Source organism: Kitasatospora sp. MBT63, assembly GCF_000710465.2.
GTDB lineage: Bacteria > Actinomycetota > Actinomycetes > Streptomycetales > Streptomycetaceae > Kitasatospora.
In genome coordinates, this window is sequence record NZ_JAIZ01000007.1 from 1 (window position 1) to 17,121 (window position 17,121).

Here is a 17,121-nt window from a genome sequence, read left to right on the forward strand (position 1 = left end):
GCGTTCGCCGATCGCCGCACTGGTGACCGAGATGCTGGAGCATCCCGAGCACTGACCGGGCGCTGGGACACGGATCACCGCCCGTGCGCGGAAACCTACTGGCGGGTCGAGTTCACGCGCCGATGGCTCCAGTGGAGAAGAACGAGCAGGACGATGCCGGAGACGATCAAGCCGCCTCCGGTGCTCCAGCTGGAGAACGGCAGGGCGGACACCAGGCCCCACGCCACCCCGGCACCGATCAGGCCGAGACCTGCGAGCGCCGAGCCGAGGATCCGCCACCGAGATGCGACGCTCGCCTCGGCTCCGCTCATCGCCCGTACCCGCACCGGCTCGACGAACCGGGCCACGGCGGGCACCGCCCGGGAGAGCAGGATCAGACCCGCGAGTACCAGCAGCAGCCCGGGCCCGGGCAGCACGAGCAGAACGACCCCCAGCACGACCAGCAGGCCGCCGGCCACGGCGAGAGCCACCCGTGCCAGCGGGTGCTGCACCCTTACCGGTTCCTCGGCACCGGGCCGTCGCCGGTCATCCATCCGTACACCTCCGCACGCCGTCCACGGCGTAGCAGGCTGCCGCGCGCACGGTGTCGGACGCACTGCGGTCGCGCTCTTCGCCGTAGGGGACCGCCGTTGCCTCCGGCATCGGCCGGCGAGCACGGTGCATCAGGACGGTCCGCCTGTGATCCCGTGTCATGCTGCTCCGCGCCCTGGTCCCGATGATGCTCCGACGCTAGGCGGCCCGGTGCCGTCGGCAGCAGGGTCGTCAGGGCAGAAGTCGGGGAAGGCAGTGGGTGCCGCGGAGGGCGGTGGTGATCGAGGTCCTCGCCGGAATCGAGGGAGGACCGCACGCCCTCCGCCCATGACCGAACGTCCGGTCGGGCGTGGTAGCGGCACGTATCTCTGACATGTACGCTGAGTTTCCGTGGCAGGCCAAAGGGGTAGGCCGCCTCCGCGCTCCGTGGGGGGAGCGTCGGGGGCGGCCCTGGTGCCTTGCCGGGGCCCGGCTGTGTACTCCGTGGGGGGAGTGCCGGCCGGGCCGCTTCTTATCGGTCTACCCGTCCGACCGCGGGGCCATGCCGGGTCCGGACGAGGGCCCGGACCGTCACCGCGCGGCCCGCGTTCCGGGTGGTCGCGTCATTCGGACCGGTGACCGGCGTTCGCTCCAGGGCCCTCGTCGCGCCGGTCATCGTCGGCCCGGTCGTCGACGACGATGGGCGGCGCGGCAGCTACGGCGGCGCCGAAGCGCTCAAGGAGGGCGGAGCGCTGGTTGGGGCCGAGTCCGCGGACCCGGCGGGAGGCGGCGATGCCGATCTCCTCCATCACGGCCTGCGCCTTGGCGACGCCGACACCCGGCAGGGCCCGCAGGAGGCGGACGACCTGTAGTCGCTTGGTGATCTCGTCGTCGCGTTCGAACACCGCAGCCAGGCCGACCTCGCCGGACTTCATGGAAACGAGCAGTGCGGCACGCTCGGCACGGGCCAACATCGCTTTGGCGAGGGCGGCGTGACGTTGTTCCGTGGTCAGGACGGGCAGACTCATGCTTGCTCCTCCTCGAGGTCAGATGCGGTCGGACGTGCGGGCGACACGGCCGCCACCGCGGGGGCGCAGCCTGGTCCCGGCATCCCTGAGGATGCGGTTGACGAATCCGTACGAGCGGCCGGTCTCCTCGGCCAGATCCCGTATCGAGGCCCCGCCGTAGTAGGCGGTCTGCAGCTCGCCCGCGAGCCGTTCCCGCTCCGGGCCCTTGATCCTGCGGTGCTTCGACAAGGCGGCATCCATCGGCATTCCTCCCGGGTAGTCCTTGATCACATCATGATGGCGCTCGGTTGCGCTCCGTGGGGTGGTTTTGCGCACATACCGATTCCGCGTCAGGCGACGCTCGGGGTGCGTGAGTTGAACCGGTCACACCGGTGAAGATCGGTGGCGTCCCGGGCGCTGCGGGTGGTAGAGGCCGCTGCCCGGGACGGGGCGGCCTCCGATGTCGGGGGCCGCTCCGCCCGGTTCGATCACAGGCCGGAGCAGCCCGCCGAGAAGTGCGCGGGAGGGCAGCAGATCGGGCTGGAAACCGCAGTCACGAGCTGGCCTGAGACCCCCTGGAGATCAGTGCGGCGAGCGGCGATGGTGAAAACTCCGGCGGGTACGAGCGGCGGCAATTCTGCCGCCGGCAATACGCATGCCCTCCCGGATTCCTGCGTCTGTCACACGGAACCCTTACCCGAGTCCCGGGAAGGTCGAGGAATGGCCGGAGGCCTTGAATGATATGCATGCGAAAAATCGCCGCCGGACAATGGGCCCCATTGGCCGTGGCCGCGGCCATGGTCATCGGCCCCGCGCTCGCCCTGGGAGGGCAGCGCGCATACGGGGCAACAGCCGACCCGGCACAGGATTCCATATCCTTCACACAGTCCGGAACGAACACCGATGTAAAACTGACGCTCAAGTCTCCGTCCGGCAAGAAACTGCAGGCAGTCACCGTCGCGGTCCGCGACTCGCGCAACAATAACTTGGACTATCCGAACGCCACAAATGTGTCAATCAGCAAGGGCGGATCCTACACCTTCTCAGGATCCAAGCATTTCAATGATGGAACGTACACAATGTTCGGCGCCTACAAGATCAATGGGAGCTGGACGAACTTTACTAAATATACGGTGAGGACGCCCGTCGGCCCGGGCGACACCACCCCGCCGTCCACTCCTACGGGCCTGACGGTCGGCACTGTCACCAGCAGCTCGGTCGCGCTGTCCTGGACCGCCTCCACGGACAACGTCGGCGTGAAGGGCTACAACGTGTTCCGCGACGGGGTCAACGTGGCCTCCAACTTCTCGGGCACCTCCTACACCGACTCCGGGCTGGCCGCCTCCACGACCCACAGCTACACGGTCCAGGCCACGGACCAGGCGGGGAATGCTTCCGCCCAGTCCAACGCGGTGCAGGCGACCACCAGCGCCGGGACCCCGCCGCCGACCACTCCGGCGGACCCCCCGTCGACCCCGCCGCCGACCACTCCGGCGAACCCGTCACCGAACGGGCCGACCGGCAACTGGAGCCTCAAGTTCAACGACGAGTTCAACGGCAATTCGGTGGACACCTCGAAGTGGTCCTTCAAGTCATCGGCAGAAGGCGACCAATCGAACAACCCGCTCGGCACCGGGAATCTGTCGAACCAACAGCTGGAGTTCGACCAACCGGGCAACTGCGCCGTAAAGGACGGCGCGCTGACGATCACCGCCAAGTCCGAAAACCCACAAATCACCAGCGCCAGCGGGCAGAAGTACGGCTGGTCCAGCTGCATGATCAACAGCTCGCCGTCGTACGCCTTCCGGTACGGCTACTTCGAGGCGCGCATCAAGCTTCCGTCACAGAAGGGTTTCTGGCCCGCCCTGTGGACCTGGGGGGCCCCCGGGGCCACCGGCTGCGTGCGCAACGGTGAGACGGACGCCTTCGAGTACTTCAGCGATAACCACAACAACCTGTACCTGACGCAACAGCAGGCCGATCCCCGCCAGAGCAAGACACTTACGACCGACGACCTCTCCGCCGACTACCACACCTTCGGGGCCGACCTCGAGCCCACCGGCACCGACTTCTACCTCGACGGTGTGAACGTCTACCACGCGTCGGCCACCCAGTCGTGCTCGGCGAACATCCTGGTCGACATGTTCGTCTACCAGGGGATCCCGCCGGCCGCGGGCACCACGGAGAAGACCCTCGTCGACTACGTCCGCGCCTGGCAGCACTGACCGCCACCGCACCGATCAGCAACTTCGGCCCGCCCGTGACCACAGGTCACGAGCGGGCCGAAAGCCGTGAGAGAGGTGCGAGACGCTCAGTGGGACGCACGGGACGGCTCGCCCGCCGCGCCCGACGGCCGGGTACCCCCGGCGGGGCACTTCCGTGCGGTCATTGCCGGGACACGTGACGCCGGGTACTTTAATGCCCTGGACATGACATGACAGGAAGGCGGTGTGACGGTCTGCATCACCCACACGGCCACCGGGATCACAGAGGCCGTCCGGGACCGCCGGTGACGCCCTGTGTAGTGGCCACCGACAGCCACCGGGGGATCAGTGGCCACCGACAGCCACTGGGGGACCAGACACCGGCCGAGGAGGACCGCCCCACAGGTCACGGCATCCCGCGAGATGCCGGCCGACCCCGCACCGCCGTCGGCCGGGGCACCGGTCACGACGATCGAGAGCGGCATGGTCGCTCTGCGGCGCGCCGGTGGCGACCGGTGCGGTGGCGCCGTCGGCCAGGGGCGCGCCGCAGAGCGATTCGAGCTTGCCGAACCCGTTCCCACTGCCGCCGGGACCGGTGGAGTCGTCACGCTCGATCCACAGGTCGTCGGCGTCGAGCCCGGACGGCGGACTCGACGAACAGCGCCGGCCCGGCGGTGAGCATCCCGTGCCGCGGGCTACCGCGGTGCGGGGCTACCGCCGCCATCCTTCGTCCGCGATGCCGGCGTGCGCTCCGCCGTCATCCTGCCACGGCGGCCGGCCGCCGCCGGGGCGCCTCGGCGGCACCGCGGAGAAGTGCGATGGCCGGGTGGGTCAGGGGCAGGTCTTCCAGGCCAGGTGGTAGACGGTGTTGATGTCGCCGTCGGTGGAGTCCATGGTCATGAAGCTGGTGGTCTTGGAGGTGTCCGAGGTGCCGCCGCTGACCCGCAGCTCGGTGTTGATGTTGAAGTTCCGGGTCTCGCCGCAGGGCGACCAGACGAGGGCGGCGACGTCAACGGTGTCGGTGGACTGCCAGCTGTCGTCGAGCGGCCCCTTGAACGGGTGGTTGGCGTAGACGGTCTGCGACGAGCCCTGGAAGTAGTAGTTGGCCCGCTGGATCGCGCTGGCGCCCTTCTCCAGGTGCGCGAAGCCGCGGTAGTCGGCGGAGGCGATGGCGTAGGTGAAGCCCTGCGGGACGTGGACGTCCAGACTGAGCTGACAGTTCTTCCGGAAATCGGTGGGCCTGGAGCCGACGCCGACCTGGGCGAGGTAGTCGCTGTAGGTGACGGTGAAGGCGGTGTTGTCGGGGGAGACCGCGACGGCCGCCGTCCCGGCGGGGCAGCCGGAGCCGTTGACGGTGGCCACGTCGATGACGATCTTGTCCGGCGGGGGGGTCTGGTCGATGTCGGAGGTCGGTGAGCCGAACATCGACGCGGCGACAACGCCGGCCGTCGCCAGCATACGGAGCATCATGGGCTTTCCTTCCGAGCGTTCCTGGTCCGATCGGCTTCGGATCGCCTGACTGGGCGTCCGCCGACGGCTTGATGTGGACATGCCATCACAATGTGAGGGACGCGTACAGAGGTGGCGTAGTGGCTTCGCTCACGAAGAGTGCTGACCCGGTGCCCGAGGGTGTCGGCGATCTCGGCCGGCGTTCCTGCCCTCGCCACCGCCACCGCCGCCCCGGCCGAGGCCGGTGCCCCTTCTCGCGCACCGGCTCATGATTCGGCCCGGGTGCCGGAATTGCGGGTGGACGTCGTGTCGTCCTTCGCGGCCGACGCCCGGGGCGTGCGGGTCACATTCGATGAACGGGCAGACGCACCCGGGGCTTTCCACAGATGCCGGGCACGAAGAGTGCCTGGTCGAGCTGCGCGGTCACGTACCGCCCACCGGGGGTGTCACCTGTGTCTCACCGGCCAGGGCCGAGACCGGTGAGGCGGGCGAGGCGCCGGAAGGAGTCGGCCCGTTCGTCGAGGTCGTGGGTATTGGTGGTGACGAGGAGTTCGTCGGCTCCGGTGTCGGTGACGGCCTCGGTGAGCCGGTGTTCGACCTCGTCGTCGGTTCCGGTGATGAATCCCTGCAAGGCCTGCTCGAAGAAGTCACGCTGACGGCCGGTCATCTTGGCCGGATCGATCCGTTCACTGGGCATCAACGGCGGGAAGGAACCGCTGGTCCGCGACCGGGCGATCGACCACGCCTCGGCATGAAGCATGCGCTCGGCCGCCCGACGCGTGTCGGCGACGGCGACGGCGGCCGCGAGCACGACGTACGGTTCCTGCCGCCAGGACGAGGGCCGGAAGGTGCGACGGTAGGTGTCGACCGCGGCGAGCACCTTGGCGCGGTTCCCGCCGATCACCAGCGGGAGACCGGCGGCGGAGGCGATCCCGGCGGCCTGGTCCAGGGCCAGGACGAAGGGTGCCACCCGTCGCCCTGGTACCGGATAGGAGGTGACCCCCGGGTAGGCGGTCTGCGTGGCGGTGAGCCAGCCCAGCAGTTCCGCCAGTCGCTGCGGGAACTGGTCGACCTCCTCCTCCCGCTGCCCGAGGGCACTTCGGACCGCAGGGGTGAAACCGAGCGAGCGTCCCAGACCCATGTCGATCCGGCCAGGGAAGAGCGCGTCCAGGACGCCGAACTGCTCGGCGACGACCATCGGCCGGTGACCGGGAAGCATCACACCGCCGGTGCCCACCCGGATGGCCGAGGTCACGGAGGCCACGGCGGCGGCGAGAACGGTCGGCGCGGAGCCGAGGATGCCGGGAACGCCGTGGTGCTCGGCCAGCCAGAAGCGGTGGTACCCGAGCCGCTCCGCCTCCCGGGCGAGGCGCACGGTGTCGTTCAGCGTCGTCGACGCGTCGACGCCTTCCCTGGCATGGGCCCGGTCCAGTACCGAGACCTTCGTCGGCAGCATCATGAGAGCCTTCCCGGCGCGACCGCAGCCCGGACGGTCCCACCGGTCTCGGCACCGGGTACGGGGAGACGGTGATGCGTCACCGGCGGAGGACATCGACGCGCACGACCTCGACTGTACCCGGCGATGCCGGCGAGGGCCGCCGCGTCCTCCCCTGGCCGTTGATGGGCCCGCCCCCCGAAGGCACGCGGTATGCACCGGAGAACGTGGCTCCTCGGAGCCGGGGGCGCGAATGCGCTGGTGGGATGTGTGAAGCAGAACCTCGTCATCGACAACGGTGTTCAACCCCTTGACGAGGTATTACTTCGGAGTAGATTTTCTGTTCATCGCTCCTGCTCCCCTGACGCCCCCAGCTCATGCCTTTTCCCGTCAGCCGAGCGAGCAATGATCGAATGCGAGCCCTTTCTCCGGCACCTGATGGTGAAGTGCGCAGGCCGTTCGATCCCGCCGGGTGGCGCCGAGTCGAGTGGCCACCCGAGAACGTCGTCCAGGGCCGCCCGGCCCGTCGCCGGACGACCGACGGGAAGTGCGCGACGAGCCGCTCCGGCTCCCCGGTATTGCACGCAGGCTCGCGGCGACGGAACTCCCCCACCCCCTAACCCTCACTGGAGAGTCCCCCACCATGGACGATCTTCCTCCGGGCCGGCTCGTCAGCCGCCGGCACACCCTCACCCTGCTCGCCGCCTCGACCGCCGCCGTGGCGGTCGTGTCACCCGGCCCCACGGCCGCGGCCGCCACCGGACAGGATCGGACCGCCGAGGGCTACCGCATCGGGATCGGGCGCAGCGACATCACCGGTGAACCGGCCGAGGCCGCGATGATGGGCTACGCCCGTCTGAACCAGGTGACGTCGGGGATCTCGATGCGTCAGTGGGCCCGGGCTTTCGTGATAGCCGACGCGAACGGTTCGCGGGTGCTGTTCGTGAACACGGACCTCGGAATGATCATGCAGGGGGTCCATCAGGAGGTGCTCCGCCGGCTGGCCGCGCGGTTCCCCGACCGGCGTTACTCCGATGCGAACGTGCTGCTGACCGCCACCCACACGCACGCCGGCCCGGGGGGCTTCTCCCACTACGCGCTGTACAACCTGACCATCCTGGGCTACCGGCCGGAGACCTTCGAGGCCATCGTCTCGGGCATCGTCGCGGCGATCGAGCAGGCGGACGCGTCGCTCGCCCCCGGCACGATCAAGATCGCCTCCGGCGAGCTGGCCACCGCCAGCGTCAACCGTGCCAGGGTCGCCTTCGACCGCAACCCCGCCGCGGAGCGGGCGGTGTTCCCGGACGCGATCGATCCGCGGATGACCGTACTGCGGTTGGAACGGGCGGGCCGGCCGGTCGGCGCGATCAGCTGGTTCGCCACCCACGGCACCTCCATGACGCCCACCAACACCCTGATCAGCTCCGACAACAAGGGTTATGCGGAGCAGACCTGGGAGAGTCCGACGCTCGCGCCCTCCCCCGGGTTCGTCGCCGCCTTCGCCCAGACCAACGCCGGGGACATGTCGCCCAACATCCGGGACGGCGGGTACCACGGGCCGACCGACGACGAGTTCGAGAACACCCGCATCATCGGGACCCGGCAGCTCGATGTCGCGCGGGCCCTGTTCGACCGGGCCACCGAGACGCTCAGCGGCCCGGTGGACTGCCGGCAGCGCTACGTGGACTTCTCGAACATCACCGTGTCCCCGGACTTCACCGGCGACGGGCAGACCCACCGGACGTTCCCCGCCGCCATGGGGCAGGCTTTCACGGCCGGGGCACCGGACGGGCCCGGGCCCGACATCGTCAGGCCGGGTGACACCACGCTGAACCCGCTGCTGCTGGTCGCGGGTACGGTCGTCGCTCCGGCCTCGTCGGAGCTGCGGGCCGGTCAGGCACCCAAACCCGTGTTCCTGGCAACCGGCACCCAGCAGCCGTTCCCCTGGAGCCCGCAGATCCTGCCGCTGCAGATCCTGCGGATCGGCCGGCTCGTCCTGGCCGCCGTTCCGGTCGAGGTCACCATCGTCGCGGGCCTGCGCCTGCGCCGCAGCGTCGCGACGGCCCTGGGCACTTCGCCCGACGACGTCCTGGTGACCGGCTACTCGAACGCGTACTCCGGGTACCTGGTGACACCCGAGGAGTACGACGCCCAGTACTACGAAGGCGCGTCGACCAACTTCGGCCGCTGGACCCTGCCCGCCTACCAGCAGGAACTCTCCCGGCTGGCGACCGAGATGGCACGGGGCGTACCGTCCTCCGGCACTCTGGTCCCACCGGACCTGTCGGGCCACCAGATCGTCACCACGCCGGGCATCCTGTTCGACGACATCCCGCTGGGCCTGCGCTTCGGTGACATCGCCGAGCAGCCCGGGCCGACCGTGGCGCGCGGCCGGAGCACCTACGCCACCTTCTGGACCGGCCACCCCAACAACAACCTGCACCACAACACCACCTACCTGGAGATACAGCTCCTCGTCAACGGCGGGTGGACCACCGTCGCCGACGACGACGCCTTCGAGACCGTCTACCGCTGGAAACGCGTGGGAATCGCCTACTCCCAGGCCAAGATCACCTGGAACGTGCCGCTCACCGCCGTCCCCGGGACCTACCGCATCGTCCACCACGGGGACTGGAAGAGCGGTTGGACCGGTGGCATCAGTCCGCTCACCGGGATCAGCCGCAACTTCACGGTGACCTGAGGGTCGCTCGGGGCCTTCTCGGCCTCCTCGGCCTCCCTGCGCGACGGTGCCCGCACACTGCGCACCGGCCGGCGGGAAACGCGGCCGGCCAGGCCGTGAGCAGCGCCCGGGCGTCACGGTCGTACAGCACGGCGCGGTAGCCGCGTCTCACGGGGCAGGCGCTGCTCGGCAGCCACAAGGCGCACCTGGACGATCCCGGCGACACAGGATCACGCAGTACCAGCGGCATGCAAGACTTCACGGATGACCAATGCCAAAGACACCGTCCGCCAGTTCCTTCTGCAGGTGCGGTCGGGCCTGCACCCGGAGCGGGCCGACCAGTTCATGGCCAGCCGGGTCCAGGCCCACCAAATCGCCGCCGAGGCACCGGTCGTCGTGGAGCGTACACCTCGGCAGTACACCGAACACGTCCGCGAGATGCTCGAAACATACGGTGATTTCACGCTGACAGTGGACGAGCTCATCGCTGAAGGCGATCGGGTCTACGCCCGCTGGACCCAGGCCGGAAGGCACGTCGGAGCGATCGACGACCATCTGCCGACCGGTGCACAGCTCACGGAGATGGCCAGCGCGGTCTATCGCGTCGAGGACGGCCTGATCGTCGAGTACTGGATCCAGATCGACCGGCAAGGTATCACCGCCCAGCTGGAGCGAGCTGCTGCTGAGCACTGATACGGACTCGGTCCACGGGGACCGACTGGTAATTGGCTCCCGGCCCCTCGGTGAGGACCTCTCGACCGCCCTTGCCGGCTCGGGAGTTCCGGGGATTGCGGAAGCCACCTCGTGTGATGGTGTGCGGCATGCCGCCGTCGGCGTAATGCGGGCGCAGGGCCGTCCGGAGCGCCGAAGGTGGAGTCCCGTCGGCGCGTCCGCGGCACCCTCGTCCGGAGTGCTACCGGCTCCTGCCGTTGCCAGGCCTGGCAACGCCCGACAGTTCGGGCACCCCGCAGGTGAAGGGCGCCCGCATGGTGATGGAAGGACGGCGCGCCCCCGTTGTGAGACTGATCCGTGCCTTTCGTACGTCACACCGGCCGGTCGGCTGGTCGTCGCTGACAGCCGTCAGGCACGGCGAGGCGGATGCTGCCGCGCCCGTCGGCACGGACCCGGAGGACGGGCCGCGGCCGTGGCCCAATGCCCACGACGCCGAGCTGGCTCTGACCGAACGGGGACGGGTTCAAGCGGTGGCCGTCGGACGACGGCTGGCCGGGCACTGGAACGACTCCGCCACGGTCTGGGTCTCTCCGTACCTGCGGGCACGGCAGACCGCCGATCTCGCACTCGCCGAACTCGGGTGTCCCGGACGGGCCGGATACGTGGTCGACGAGCGGCTGCGCGAGCGCGAGTCCGGCGGCCGGGCGCTGCAGGTTCTCCCCGAGCCGGGACAGGCCACGACACGGACCCTGGCCTGCTTCTACGACCGGCCGCCGGGCGGCGAGGCGTGGACCGACGTCATCCTGCGGCTGCGGGCCTGGCTCGCGGACCTCGACCGCCTCGCGCACGGGCGTCCGGTCGTCGTCTTCGCCCACCACCAGGTGATCCTCCTGCTCCGGCACATCCTGCAGGACATCCCGGACCGCGAGTTCCTCGCCATGATCGGCCGGGGTGAGCTGGACGTCCCCCACGGGTCCCTCAGCCGCATCGACCGCGTCGGCGATCGGATGCGGATCGCGTTCTGGGGATCCTCCGAGCACCTGCCCCGGGCGCATTGAACCTCGCAGGGACAGCTGTACCGGCCGCACCCGCTGCGGCACCTGTCATGCCCAGTCGGCGGCCAGGGTGCGAAGCCTCGCCATGACCGTCTCGGCGGCGGGTGGGAGCCAACGGCTGCGATGACGCAACAGCTGTACCGGCACCGGCGGGAAGTCCCGGACCACCAGCAGCCGGCCGGAAGCCAGATCGTCCTCCGCGCTGACCCGCGGGAGCAGTGCCACGCCCAGCCCCGCCCGGACGCAGGCCCGCACCGCTTCGATGCTGCCGAAGCGTGTCACCCGGGGGGCCGCCGTCAGCTCGTCCGACAGGCGGCGGGCCAGTGAGTCACTGTAGGAGCAGCCTTCCTCCAGCAGGAAGAACGGCTCCTCCCGCAGAAGTGGCCAGGCGCTGCCGGGACTCAGCCGCGGATGGGTCCCCGACGCGAGCAGGACGAGAGGCTCGTCACCGACGGAGACGGCCTCGACCTGCGGCACATCGACGTGCTCCTCGAGCAGGAGGGCCAAATCGATCCGGCCCGCCGTGAGCTGCTCCGCGGCCGCGGCCGGAGTGACCACGGGCATCATCTTCAGCTGAACCGCCGGCAGTTCCCGCCCCAGCGCCGCCAGCGCGAGAGGAAGCCGGTAGGCGCACAGCGACTCGCTGGCGCCGATGGTGACGGTCCCCTCGGCCGCCGATGCGTCCTTCGCCTCGTACCGCAAGCGTGCCTCGGCGTCCAGAACGGCCCGGGCCCGCTCCAGCAGCCGGGCACCCGCGGAAGTGAGGACCGCCCCCGTGGGGAGCCGGTCGAAGAGCCGGACGCCGAGCATCTTCTCCAAGGCTTTGACCTGCGCCGTCACCGTCGACTGGGCCACATGCAGCTCGGCCGCCGCAGCCGTGAAGTTCCCGGTGCGGGCGAGTACCGCGAACGTCTCCAGCAGACGCGTATCCATGCGAGCACCCCCAAGGCCATCGGTGATATCGATAGGATCATGCATCGTAATCATTGGACACGATAGCGCCGGGTGGCCAGGCTGGGGACATGGAAATCCTCAGCTACACCGCCTTCACCGACACGCCTGACGGCGGAAACCCGGCCGGAGTCGTCCTGGGAGCGGACCACCTCTCCGACACCGAGATGCTGCGCATCGCCGCCGACCTCGGCCACTCGGAGACGGCCTTCGTCGACGATCCGGATTCGTCGTCACACGTCCACCGGATCCGGTACTTCAGCCCCCTCGCCGAAGTCGACTTCTGCGGCCACGCCACCATCGCCACCGCTGTCGCCCTGGCCGAGGCCACGTCGCCCACGACCGTCACCTTCCTCACCAACCCCGGTCCCGTCCAGGTGTCCACCGCCGCTGCCGGCGCCGGCATCACCGCCACGCTGACCAGCGTCCCCACCTGGTCCGAGCCCGCAGACGGCGAAACCGTGCAGGCCGCGCTCGACGCGCTGAACTGGTCGGCGGCCGACCTGGATCCGCACTTCCCGGCGCACGTCGCCTTCGCCGGCAACCGTCACCTGATCCTCGCCGCCGGCACCCGTTCCCGTCTCACCAGCCTCCACTACGACTTCGATGCCCTGGCCGCCCTGTGCCGGAACCAGGCGTGGACCACGGTGCACCTCTTCCACCGCGAGGCCGACACCGTCTTCCACGCCCGCAACCCCTTCCCGCCCGGGGGCGTCGTGGAAGACCCCGCGACCGGAGCCGCGGCCGCGGCCTTCGGCGGATACCTCCGCACGGTGCGCCCCACCCGGGCCGGCCGCACCGTCCAGATCCTGCAGGGCCACGACATGGGCCGCCCCAGCCTGCTCACCGTGGGCACCGACCCACAGGACCCCCGCATCAAGGTCAGCGGGCAGGCCGTCCGCATCCCCTGACGGTACAGCGGCATGCGGCGACGGCCGACCGGGCCTACGCACGGTGCCGAACGATGATCTTCCCGGTGTTCGCTCCGCGCAGCATTCCCAGGAACGCGTCCACGATGTGCTCGAACCCGTCCACCACCGTCTGGTCCGGCGTGAGCCGGCCGCTCTGCAGATGCGGGACCGCGAACTCGTACAGCTCGTCCTGCAGATCGCGGTGGTTGCTGACCAGGAAGCCCTCCATGCGGAGGCTCTTCTCCACGATGTCGGAATAGTCGACGTGCGGCGGGGGCGCGTCCGGGGTGTTGTAACGGCTGATGGTGCCGATCCGGACGATGCGCCCGAACTCACGCAGTGCCCCCACCGCGGCGGCCAGCTGCTCGCCGCCGACGTTGTCGACGAAGACGTCGATGCCGTCCGGCGCAGCCTGGGCGAGGAGTGCGGCGGCGGGGCCGTCGTGGTAGTCGAACGCCGCGTCGTAGCCCACCTCCCGGGTCAAGCAGTCGATCTTGGCCGGCGATCCCGCGCTGCCCACGAGTCGGCCGGCTCCGAGCAACCGGGCGAACCGGCCGGTGGCCGTGCCGACGCCGCCGGCCGCGGCGGAGACGAAGAGGTCGTCGCCCTCGCGGAGCCGGGCGATGCGGGTGAGGGCCACGTAGGCAGTCAGTCCGGTGCCGCCGAGAATGCTCAGGTGAGCCGTCAGGGGGACCCCGTCGAAGTGGGTGATTCTGCGGGCCTCTTCAGGCCTGACCACGGAGTGCGTGCGCCAGCCCTGTCGGTGGAACACGATCTCGCCCTCGGCCAGCTCCGGCGTCCTCGATGCGACGACGCGCCCGAGGGTGCGGCCTTCGAGCGGGGTGTGGAGGGCGAAGCCGCCGGGCACGTCGTCCATCATCTCGCGGTGGTACGGGTCGACGGACCAGTAGAGGTTCTCCACGAGTGCGGTGCCGATCGCAGGGTCGGGGACCGTGGACTCGACGAAGGCGAAGTCCTCGGTGGTGGGGAAGCCGTGCGGGCGGGCGGTCTGATGGACGGTGATCGCGTTCTCGGTCATGACGGGACCGTAGGACGGGAATGGTGCCCTCGGGCAGGCGGTTGGGCTCATACGATCCCCCGATCCATGAGCCGTACTCATACCCCGAGGTGAGCACCCTGTGGCCCGCACGACCGACACCGATCTCGCTCCGCACGAACTGCGCATCCTGGTGGCGGTCGCGGACGCCGGTGGTTTCTCGGCCGGGGCCGTGACACTCGGCCTGACCCAGTCCGCGGTGTCCCGCTCGGTGCGCGGCAGCGAGCGCAAGATCGGCGCGGTTCTCTTCGAACGCGGTCGCAACGGTGCGAGACCGACCGCGGCCGGGGAGCAGGCCGTGGCGCATGCACGCCGCGTCCTGCGCCTGCTGGACGTGCTCGTCGCCGAGGCGCGGGGATCGGTCCGGTCCGATGCAGCGCGGGAGCCGGAGGGCCCGCTGCGGATCGCAGCCTTCCGCAGCAGCGCGTTGCACCTGCTGCCTGCGGTCCTGCAACGGCTGCGCGAGCGGCATCCCGGGATCGAACCGCAGGTGCGGATCGTCCGCGAACTCGGGCGCGGCACGGCCGGCGAGGTGGCCGACGGGCGGGCGGATCTCGCCATCGCCACCTTGGACGGAGCCCGGCTGCCGGCGGGGCTGGTGGTGCACGGACTCTTCGAGGAGAGCTACTCCCTGGTGTACCCGGCCGGACACCCGGCCCCGCGTGCGCTGCCGCTCGTGGACTGGGCCGAGAACTGCGGCTCGTACACCCGCGCCTGGTGGGGTGCGCAGGACTGGATCCCCGGGGCCACGATCGAGGCCGAGGACGACGGAGCGGTGCTCACGCTCGTGGGCGGGGGGCACGGAATGGCGATCATGCCGGCGCTCTCCCTGGTCGGAGCGCCGGACTCGGTCGAGATCACCGACCTCGGTCCGAAGCGCCCGACGCGCCGTGTCGGCTACGTGACCACGCCGGAGCTCGCCGGCTCCGCCGTCGTACGCGCTCTGGTCCGGGAGCTACGGGCCACCAGTTCTGCCGTCTGACGGCGGGGGCCGAGGCGGCAGATGCTCAAGGCCGTGCTGTCGGATCGGAACGCGGTCGGCGACGCGTCGATCACCACGGCCTGCCCCTCGCTGGCGAACACAAACCTGAGCGCTAAGACGATTAATTTACGGCGTGGGCCCACGTCATATCAACCCCATCGTCCGTGACGACCACGCTACCGACCCACACTGTGGATTGGTCGTCCGCCTCGAAAAGAAGGATCAAGTGCCCGTCCGGACCCACTGCCATACTGGCGAGGGGGTCGATGGTCGGATCCATTCCCGCAGGGGGGAAGTGATATAGCTTCCCGTCCTGCTGATTCCTCCAGTTCATGATCATTCTTTCGCTCATCATGTCCCCGATCGCACTTGAAATTACTAAATATCATCAAAGGCTTCATCGATCAAATCACCAGATTGGTCTACATCCCCTTCGAGATCACCCTGGCCGAGATCCTCCTCGGGGTCGTCACCACCTAGGTTGATCGGATTGTTGGATATATTAACGGCGACACCACTCAGGAACTTAAACCAGTCGTCGGCGTCGTCGACCTGGTCGACGACATCATCAGCCATGTCCTGAGACATCTCCGACGGGTTGATGGGCGCGGTCTTAATGCGCTTGTTTCTACCCAATCCATCATCGCCGACATCGCCATTCGATCCTCCGCTGCGCTTCTTCTGTCGACCGATGGCGAGATCATCAAAATATCGCCTGACGATCTGCTCGTCATCCTCGTTCAACGCATCATAAATTTCGGCCAGATTCGCTCGAGTCTCACTATCATCCCAACCACCGGCGCGGGTAGCGATCTCATCGAGAACCGGCCTGACGCTCGGCATAAGCACGCCCTGCGCATCTGAGCTCAGCTTTTTGAATGCAGCAATGAGGGACCCCCATTCTTCAAGGCTTCCGAAATCGAATTCGCGAACCGATGCAATGATATACAGGAGGTCATTGACATCCCCATAGACGAGGATATCGGACTGAGGAGTCCAATCGGAATTCAGGTACGCAGTGAGCGCTCTCGGCTCTCCTGAATCCGCATCCGAGGCAGCGATAAGCGCCTCGAGTCGGCCTTCCCCGACAACGGCATTGAGCGAAATGCACCAGTTCTCTATGGCCTCATACGCCGCTGGAACTGCGGCGATATCCTTGCGAAAGGCCGACGCCCTGCTTGAATTCGGCGTCAGAACCTTGATGAATGGATACCATGATTCCAGGGTTCCGTCGGCCTTGCGCGCCAGACCCTCCAGCTTGAGTGCCCGCCGGATCGGGCTCCATGTTCCGAACGATATAGCGATCTCACTTCTCGCCGCCTTGTTGTCGTCGAGCCCCTCGATGAACCCCCTAATCTCCCTCAATTCACGACCATCATTATGCAGATCAAGGTACTTCTTAACGACCTCTTCGGTTCTCCTCTTGGAGTCCGCAATGAAACCCAGCGTCTCGCTCCCCGCGCTCTCGGGCCTCCAGGACTTGGGGGCACTCTCCTTGCGCGAAGCGCTAGGGGCGGTACCCTCCATATGACTTGCGCAGGCGAGCAGGCGCAGCTCGAAAGGGGCACCACCGAACTCCGTCCGGATTTTTTTCAAATATGCCGATAGCGTCGTTTCTTCGCCTTTCCCCAGTCGCCGCACATTCGAATTATTGAAGATTTCTCCGGCATGCTCGTCCCACCTCTTCTCCTCTCTCTTCGGGAAGCCTTGGAGAATGAATTCCGGAACATCTTCATCGGCGGGCCGGTACACAGGTTCCAGGTCGTTCTCCAGGACAATCTTGGCCACACCGAACTGCAGAGGGTCGCCAAGCTCCGTATAGACACCAAGGGTTATATTACCCAGTTTCTCGTGGCGCCTTGAACCCGTTTGGGCCGTACCATGGCACAGCAGGTAGAGATGCATCGTAATGGACCTTCTCTGAATTCTGGTCCCGCTCAGTTGTCGCCCGCCCGGACTGTCGCCCTGTGTGACCGGCCGCTTGAGCCGGCTCGCAGTCCGGACTGATTTCCATCGACTCGGGGAAAGACACAGATCGGAGATCTATCGCAACTTATTGATTGGTCTGCTTCTGTGTCGTTACTGCCGACACCAGTGTCTTATCCAGAGGAACGGTGGATCCTCGGCCAAAGAGGCAGTCTTCGGTGCACCACCCTGGTGTCCCGCGTACCGCGACCGAGGTATCGAGGCGTTCGAGGTGCCGGGCTC

The 17,121-nt window shown here is 68.3% G+C and carries 13 protein-coding genes and 1 pseudogene; 6 read left to right on the forward strand and 8 right to left on the reverse strand.

Features of this window, described 5'->3' with window-relative positions; translation table 11 throughout:
- Positions 1-95 precede the first annotated feature (95 nt).
- The 3 genes and pseudogenes from AA75_RS00480 to AA75_RS00490 form a co-directional block, all read right to left on the reverse strand.
- The gene (locus AA75_RS00480; RefSeq protein WP_033817633.1) at positions 96-491 is read right to left on the reverse strand and encodes a PGPGW domain-containing protein; all 396 of its coding nucleotides are present in this window, start codon (positions 489-491) and stop codon (positions 96-98) included.
- A 744-nt stretch (positions 492-1,235) separates the two neighbouring features.
- Positions 1,236-1,538, reverse strand: a pseudogene (gene mihF / locus AA75_RS00485) (integration host factor, actinobacterial type); the annotation flags it as partial.
- An 18-nt stretch (positions 1,539-1,556) separates the two neighbouring features.
- The gene (locus tag AA75_RS00490) at positions 1,557-1,778 is read right to left on the reverse strand and encodes a helix-turn-helix domain-containing protein (RefSeq protein WP_033817634.1); all 222 of its coding nucleotides are present in this window, start codon (positions 1,776-1,778) and stop codon (positions 1,557-1,559) included.
- A 485-nt stretch (positions 1,779-2,263) separates the two neighbouring features.
- On the opposite strand from AA75_RS00490, the gene AA75_RS00495 reads away from it, so the two are divergent.
- The gene (locus AA75_RS00495) at positions 2,264-3,742 is read left to right on the forward strand and encodes a family 16 glycosylhydrolase (protein ID WP_149037857.1); all 1,479 of its coding nucleotides are present in this window, start codon (positions 2,264-2,266) and stop codon (positions 3,740-3,742) included.
- A gap of 810 nt (positions 3,743-4,552) precedes the next feature.
- Here the strand turns inward: AA75_RS00495 and AA75_RS00500 are convergent.
- Positions 4,553-5,146 carry a DUF4360 domain-containing protein gene (locus AA75_RS00500; protein WP_233288860.1) on the reverse strand — a complete coding sequence of 198 codons (594 nt, stop codon included), beginning with the start codon at positions 5,144-5,146 and terminating at the stop codon, positions 4,553-4,555.
- Between the two features lie 481 nt (positions 5,147-5,627).
- Entirely contained in the window at positions 5,628-6,629 is a 1,002-nt protein-coding gene (locus AA75_RS00505) for an MsnO8 family LLM class oxidoreductase (RefSeq protein ID WP_033817636.1), read from the reverse strand.
- Between the two features lie 619 nt (positions 6,630-7,248).
- Here AA75_RS00505 and AA75_RS00510 point away from each other — a divergent pair.
- The 3 genes from AA75_RS00510 (at position 7,249) to AA75_RS00520 (ending at position 11,015) form a co-directional block, all read left to right on the forward strand.
- A complete protein-coding gene (locus AA75_RS00510; RefSeq protein WP_033817637.1) occupies positions 7,249-9,306 on the forward strand; it encodes a neutral/alkaline ceramidase in 2,058 nt (685 codons plus the stop codon).
- A gap of 243 nt (positions 9,307-9,549) precedes the next feature.
- Entirely contained in the window at positions 9,550-9,978 is a 429-nt protein-coding gene (locus AA75_RS00515; protein WP_033817638.1) for an ester cyclase, read from the forward strand.
- Positions 9,979-10,277: 299 nt separating this feature from the next.
- Positions 10,278-11,015 (forward strand): histidine phosphatase family protein, encoded by a 738-nt coding sequence (locus tag AA75_RS00520; protein ID WP_233288861.1) that lies wholly within the window; start codon positions 10,278-10,280, stop codon positions 11,013-11,015.
- A 45-nt stretch (positions 11,016-11,060) separates the two neighbouring features.
- Here the strand turns inward: AA75_RS00520 and AA75_RS00525 are convergent, their stop codons facing one another.
- Entirely contained in the window at positions 11,061-11,999 is a 939-nt protein-coding gene (locus AA75_RS00525) for a LysR family transcriptional regulator (RefSeq protein WP_368666541.1), read from the reverse strand.
- A gap of 35 nt (positions 12,000-12,034) precedes the next feature.
- On the opposite strand from AA75_RS00525, the gene AA75_RS00530 reads away from it, so the two are divergent.
- Complete coding sequence (locus AA75_RS00530) at positions 12,035-12,874, forward strand: PhzF family phenazine biosynthesis protein (RefSeq protein WP_033817639.1); 840 nt, start codon at positions 12,035-12,037, stop codon at positions 12,872-12,874.
- 34 nt (positions 12,875-12,908) lie between these two features.
- On the opposite strand, the gene AA75_RS00535 is transcribed toward AA75_RS00530, so the two are convergent.
- Positions 12,909-13,913, reverse strand: coding sequence for an NADP-dependent oxidoreductase (locus tag AA75_RS00535; RefSeq protein ID WP_033817640.1), 1,005 nt, complete (start codon positions 13,911-13,913; stop codon positions 12,909-12,911).
- 100 nt (positions 13,914-14,013) lie between these two features.
- On the opposite strand from AA75_RS00535, the gene AA75_RS00540 reads away from it, so the two are divergent.
- The gene (locus AA75_RS00540) at positions 14,014-14,913 is read left to right on the forward strand and encodes a LysR family transcriptional regulator (RefSeq protein ID WP_033817641.1); all 900 of its coding nucleotides are present in this window, start codon (positions 14,014-14,016) and stop codon (positions 14,911-14,913) included.
- Between the two features lie 378 nt (positions 14,914-15,291).
- Here AA75_RS00540 and AA75_RS46905 read toward each other — a convergent pair whose 3' ends face one another.
- Complete coding sequence (locus AA75_RS46905; protein WP_149037858.1) at positions 15,292-16,818, reverse strand: hypothetical protein; 1,527 nt, start codon at positions 16,816-16,818, stop codon at positions 15,292-15,294.
- Positions 16,819-17,121 lie beyond the last annotated feature (303 nt).